Raw genomic sequence first — 5766 nt, 5'->3', positions numbered from 1 at the left:
ACGATTGCCGTCAATTGCTGTTGAACATTCTCTTTCATCGAAGGTGTTAACCAACCAAGGTCTGTACTCACTTTGGTTTTTTTACAATGAAAACAAGGGAGTTGATGAAAGTAGTATTGAAAATCAGTCATGGGCAGTGTCTCTTTAAAGTGGTATTGCGAGATTATGCGCGTTTTCTAGAAAAATACTATCTCAATAGTCCATGAAAACTGAATGACGATTTAAAAGACGGTCAAACTGGTGACGTGAATAGTCTGCTGGGGGTTATTGGCTGCTCAACAGGAACTTACGTAAGTCTCTTTCAACTCGCATAACAAACAGAATAAATACTTTGTCGCCGTCTTGTTTATAGAAAACACGACACGGGTTAACGACAACTTCACGATAACTTAGATGTTCTAGTTCGGGCGGAATGCGACCCGATTCAGGGAAGGCTTCTAGGCGTTCAACCTTAGAGAAGATCGTTTGAACCAATTGCTTTGCAGCTACAACATTTTCAAGCGCGATGTATTCAGCGATATCATTGAGGTCAGATAGCGCTGGCTCAGTCCAGATTATTTCAGCCATTTCGACATTTTTTCCTTGGCTTCATCGTGACTCACTGCTTTACCATCAGCTAATGCGCGTTCACCTCGTGCAATCCCTTCCAAAATCGCCAAACGATTTTGCATAAACTCGTAATCATCAACATCAACCAGGTATGCCGATGGTTTACCATGTTCGGTAATTAACACGGGTTCTTTAGTATCGTGGAGCTCAGCAAGGATCTTAGCTGCTTGGCGTTTGAGTGATGTCACTAATTCTACTTTCATGAGGGCTGCTCTAAAGGAATACTAAAAGTGATACTATTCTATCACTTTTAGTATAGCAAGCTGCATGAAAGCTAACGCGTATTAGGCGAATAAATCCGCTTTACTTGCCGTCTATTTTTCTCAAACTTTATATGCAACTCAATATGCATTGATGACTAATTTGGAGTTTGAGTATCAGATCGAACACTCTAAGAAGCTAGGGGGACATAAGTGTACTAACCCGTTATGAATTGCAAAGTACAAAAATCAAAAAAGCGAGTACTAGGCTCGCTTCTAACTATCTAATTTAAAACTCGACTACAGAAGTTCTACCGACTGTTGAGCAATTACAAATTCTTCATTAGTTGGCAAGGTATTAGTACAGCACACACATTACAGCGTACTCCAGCAAACTTTTGGACAAAAGCTTGTCAGTACTTTTACTAATTTAGCGAACAATAGATAACTAAAAATATGGAAAATCGCTTAAATTGGTGGTATCCGCCCCATGAACCCACGGGACGATATTGTTAATACGTGAGCGCCGCAATCACACTGTTAGCGCTAAGGAACCTATCCGAGTGATGGATTGTCGCATGACGATAACATTGAGTTTTTACCGTCGTATCTAAAGCCTTTACTTCATCGCTCGCTTTCATTTCATTGCTCACTTCATACCTCATGATTTCACGACTGAAGGCATCGGTAACCAACGACAAGTAGTGAACACCTTCGTCCAACTGAACATAAGTGATGTCGCTCACCAGAGCCTCTTCTGGTTTTGAAGGAACGACTTCTTTTAGTAAGTTCGGATATTTTTTCCTCCAGAGCTTACGAGTTCCCAGACGAGGCATGAAGCGTCTTAGTTCAAGCACCATTTCTTTCACTGGATAAAGCTCAGCCTGACGAGTTGTCTCGCGCTTTTCTCGTTGATAGACACATTGACGAGATATACCGAGCAATGAGCAAGCTTACTTTCCTCTCTTTTTGAAGGCTTCTTGCTCCTTCGCTATATACTTTTTCTTTACGACATCCCATGTTCAGCATCAAGAATATCGACAACTCTGTTGAGAAGAAGGCATCTAAGACGTTCATCTTCGAGCTCTTTTTCAAGTCGTTTTATTTTTTGGGCGGGCGTTTCATTCGCTCTCTGTGATTTAGGCATCGTGTTCTTCCTTGGATTGGTAGTCCAATCCATTTTGTGATGCTTTCTTAACCAAGTAAGAACGGTCGAACGACCTTGTATGCCGTAAATTGATTGGGCTTGTTTATAGGTCATGTCGCCTTTCTCGATGGCGTCTACAACCTGTAATTTAAAGCCTAGTGTGTAATCACGCTGAGTGAGCTTAACGCAGTGTTTATTTGGAATGGTCATCATTAGTCCTCAATGTGTAAACACATTTCAGGACGGCGCATCGTTTGTAAATAAAGCCAGTAAGGTCTCCTTACTGGCTTTTTCACGTTCATTGCTTTGTGTTGGTAGATCGCCATCAAGAGCATCCATTTAATATCACCTCAAATTATTAGTTAGGGAACATTATTACAATGCACTAATGATTTTGGCGTAAAGTGACCTATATCGTATTTCGGGCATTGGTTATAGTTCATCCCACACAAACATAGGAGAACAACCATGAACACTTTTACTAAAACCATTCTTGCTACGACGTTACTTTGCTCTGGTATGAACCTTGCGCTTGCAGACGAGTCTACTGAAAAAGTTGACCCTTCAAACCTAACTGCTGTTAATACTTCAGGGTATGTGGGTATGAATAATCAGGGTGATGTAAAACTATCTGCCTCTCTGGGTTTCGGCTTAAAAAATGGCCAAATGGCAATGGGTACCATCGAAGGAAGCATGGATAATGAGGGAAAATATAAAGATAGCCGACTTCAGTATTTCCACGTATTTAACGTCGGTAACCCAGTTGTACCAACAGCGGCTGCATCAATTGATATTATTGATAACACCAACTTTACAACGGCTGCTGTCGGTGCTGTTGCGATGTTCAAGCCTGGTGTAGAAAACCTAACTATCTTTGGTCGTGTTGGCGCGTTGGCGGGTGAATACGATGAAGGTTTTGCCTCTGCGATGGGTGAAACAGATACAGATATCGTTGGTGGTATGGCGGCGGCTTATTTTTCATGGAAACCGGGTGCTGATGGTACTTACCTGATGCTATCACCAGAATACACCTATATGGACGGTAGTATTGAAACGTCAACGCTGAAATCATCAATCACTGTCGGTACACCGTTATCCGCTGATGGAAAACGCTGGGGACAGTTCAAAATTGAAAATACAGTTGGTAGCATGCAATCTACTCACCAAACCGTCGATATTGATGACACCGTTGCGTGGGCATTTTACAAAGTCTACTTCTAAGGCCTAATTCACCTTATAATAGTCCGTTAAAAGCAGGGATGCTTTTTACTTCCTGGCTCTGAATAGTCAATCCATTCGACAATTTTACAACAAAATAAATCATCTATTTTCTTCCCTTTCTTTTTACGGGTTAGGAATACAGCACTTATAATCGCCCAATAGGTTATACCCTGATTCTGCTATATTCTCCTAACTATCCATTTAATTATCCTCTTCAATTTTTAGCACATACACCCCATATCCTATATGATACTCACTAACGGTAGTCACATGGAGCTGGAGCTGTGCGCATTAATGCCAAACACCATCAACATTAGTAATTCAAATAACCTACGTCCCTTCCTCAACTATTTTGATCAACAAGGCATTGAGTGGAAAAGTGTCGCTGAAAAATATCAATTTCCAGAGGATTTAAAGGAGGGTGAATATTGGCTACCTTCTCATCAAACGATGGCATTTCTCAGTACTATCATGAAAAGCTCCAATCGTCGGATAGGGCTGGAGGTCGGTAGGCTGATTACCCTAGAACAAATCTCGCCTGAATTTCGTTCTGCGTTTATCCATTGCGACAATCTAGAGCAAGCGATCCATACCCTCATTGAAGTTATGCCGACTTTAAATAACCATGTGGTAGTCTGGCCGGAAAGGATTGAAGGTAAGTGGTACCTTTGTCACCGTGGGGCGTATCACCCATCGGTATCTGGCTACGACCAAGCGGAATGGTTTCGATCGTTCGGGTTGCTTTCTTTATGTCGATTATTTTTAGGAAAGACATGGGAACCCTCATCGGTATTGATGAGCTTACCTGGCCATTTAGCAAAAGATTTACCCGCTGCATTCAGTTCGGTATCGTTTACTTTCGGTCATGCGTTTGGCGCAATAGAAATCCCTTTATCGGAAAACTTTATCGGTGTAGAGCCTCAAAAAAGAGATCATGATTGGCACACCACGCTAGATGCCCTCATTAACACTTACGCTGTATTGCCCTGGTTTAACGTTGAATGGCTAGCACAACTCATCGGTAGCTCCCCACGAACGTTACAACGACGCCTTGCCGACAAAGGGCTTACTTTTAGACAATCCAGAGATAACGCGCGTTGTGAAACAGCAACAAAGCTACTCAGAGAGAAAATATCGCCTTTCGAAACAGCCTGGCGCTGTGGCTATACCGATTTATCGAACTTTAACCGTGCTTTCAAAGGCTGGATGAAGCAGACCCCGGCTCAATATCAAAGCCAGTTCTAACTACCGTAACCTACTAATAATATATAACTTAGGTTCAGTTTTACTATAGCCTCCATGGTTGATAAATACATGTTTTCTTGGGAGAAAGCAGACTATTAAAGGTTTAAGTAGAGGAAATTTCGAAAAGAGAAGGGATAGCTAAAGAAGACTCTTAAAGCGCCCAGCAGAGCGCTCTATATTGATGGTGGTAAGCAGGTTATTTTTTAGTACTTCCATTCCATACCGAGCATGATTCTATGATTGTCTCTCGAGTCCGACACGCTTCGCTCATATGTTGAATAATTATATTCAACACCCACCATTAAGTCAGGTTGAACATTCCACAGTAAATTAGCCATAACATATTGGCTAGAGGTTAATGTGTCCTGCTCCTGTGCATCTTGCCAATCTAAAGCATCGCTCTCAACCGAGCCGTAAGCAAATACAGATTTAAGGTCTTGCTTCCAATGTCTTGTGTATGACGCCATCAAGCTATTTGTTTCTCGAATTTCGAGCGACTGTTCACCTTCATTCCATGTGGCTCCTGTTCCAGATAAGCCTAATAGGTATCTATCGGTTCCCTGCCCTGTATACAGCAATAAAGTCACTGTATTGTTAGGCGTGATGTTCCATCCTCCGGATAACTGAACACCGTAGCCCAATTCTGTATATTCATGCTCACTGGAAGACAGGCGTATCTGACTGAGCGCAGCCGTTGCTCTTACCCAGCCGTGCTGGTTGTCTAACTCTAGGCCTGCCACTAAATCAGGTAACGCCCCATTGGTGTCAATGGTATCACCCGATGGATTTTGAATATCCGAATTGGTGCCGCTTTCTAATGCGACATCATAGCGAAATAATCCAATATCTTGTGACCAACGGAGCATGGGTTGACGTTTAAATACCACACCGCTCAATGTTGGTTCCGCTAGTGACAGAGGATAGTTGCGCATATCCATAAGGGTCGACCAAGTTTGTCCAGCCAACAGATCGCCAGCCTCGGTATGGTAGGTCAAGTAGGCTTCCCTTAATCGTGGCGACATGCCACCGTCATTATTGGCGTTAAAATCCATGACCAATTTAGAGTCGATGGAGATGCCATTATCGAAATCCTTTAGCGCTCCAAATCTAAATTGAGATAATGAAGCATCCACTTTTGTATCGCTATGGTTGCTCTTACCAAATAGGCTATTGCTGGGTATATTAACCCCTGCTCCAGCGACGTCATTATCATGAATCATTATCGCTTTAATAGATCCGCCAAAATCATACGTGGTTTCAGACGCAAAACTGGCTGCGCTCATTAATGCCGCACCAATAACTATTGCTGTGTATTTCATTTTCATAAGGTTTAGAAAGTAATAT

The 5766-nt window shown here is 42.2% G+C and carries 5 protein-coding genes and 1 pseudogene; 2 read left to right on the top strand and 4 right to left on the bottom strand.

The features are described from left to right. Positions 1-264: 264 nt before the first annotated feature. From BCU12_RS04095 to BCU12_RS04085, 3 genes and pseudogenes are all read right to left on the bottom strand, one after another. Positions 265-567, bottom strand: coding sequence for a type II toxin-antitoxin system RelE/ParE family toxin (locus BCU12_RS04095; RefSeq protein ID WP_102403108.1), 303 nt, complete (start codon positions 565-567; stop codon positions 265-267). Next, positions 555-812, bottom strand: coding sequence for a type II toxin-antitoxin system Phd/YefM family antitoxin (locus tag BCU12_RS04090; protein ID WP_102403107.1), 258 nt, complete (start codon positions 810-812; stop codon positions 555-557). The genes BCU12_RS04095 and BCU12_RS04090 overlap by 13 nt, the downstream gene beginning before the upstream one ends. A gap of 545 nt (positions 813-1357) precedes the next feature. Continuing rightward, positions 1358-2166: pseudogene (locus BCU12_RS04085) on the bottom strand (DDE-type integrase/transposase/recombinase); the annotation flags it as partial. 258 nt (positions 2167-2424) lie between these two features. Here BCU12_RS04085 and BCU12_RS04080 point away from each other — a divergent pair. After that, positions 2425-3177 (top strand): hypothetical protein, encoded by a 753-nt coding sequence (locus tag BCU12_RS04080; protein WP_102403106.1) that lies wholly within the window; start codon positions 2425-2427, stop codon positions 3175-3177. 294 nt (positions 3178-3471) lie between these two features. Further along, complete coding sequence (locus BCU12_RS04075) at positions 3472-4422, top strand: AraC family transcriptional regulator (protein ID WP_102403105.1); 951 nt, start codon at positions 3472-3474, stop codon at positions 4420-4422. 203 nt (positions 4423-4625) lie between these two features. Here the strand turns inward: BCU12_RS04075 and BCU12_RS04070 are convergent. Beyond that, positions 4626-5766 (bottom strand): DcaP family trimeric outer membrane transporter (locus BCU12_RS04070; RefSeq protein WP_241909738.1); only part of this gene is annotated, 1141 nt, incomplete at its 5' end.

The organism is Vibrio sp. 10N.261.55.A7, assembly GCF_002877365.1.
GTDB lineage: Bacteria > Pseudomonadota > Gammaproteobacteria > Enterobacterales > Vibrionaceae > Vibrio.
This window is presented reverse-complemented; position numbering and strand designations above follow the sequence as displayed.

What these genes read in the sequence shown, in the direction of transcription:
- BCU12_RS04095 (WP_102403108.1), bottom strand. Translation starts at nt 567, where the DNA reads ATGGCTGAAATAATCTGGACTGAGCCAGCGCTATCTGACCTCAATGAT.
- BCU12_RS04090 (WP_102403107.1), bottom strand. Translation starts at nt 812, where the DNA reads ATGAAAGTAGAATTAGTGACATCACTCAAACGCCAAGCAGCTAAGATC.
- BCU12_RS04080 (WP_102403106.1), top strand. Translation starts at nt 2,425, where the DNA reads ATGAACACTTTTACTAAAACCATTCTTGCTACGACGTTACTTTGCTCT.
- BCU12_RS04075 (WP_102403105.1), top strand. Translation starts at nt 3,472, where the DNA reads ATGCCAAACACCATCAACATTAGTAATTCAAATAACCTACGTCCCTTC.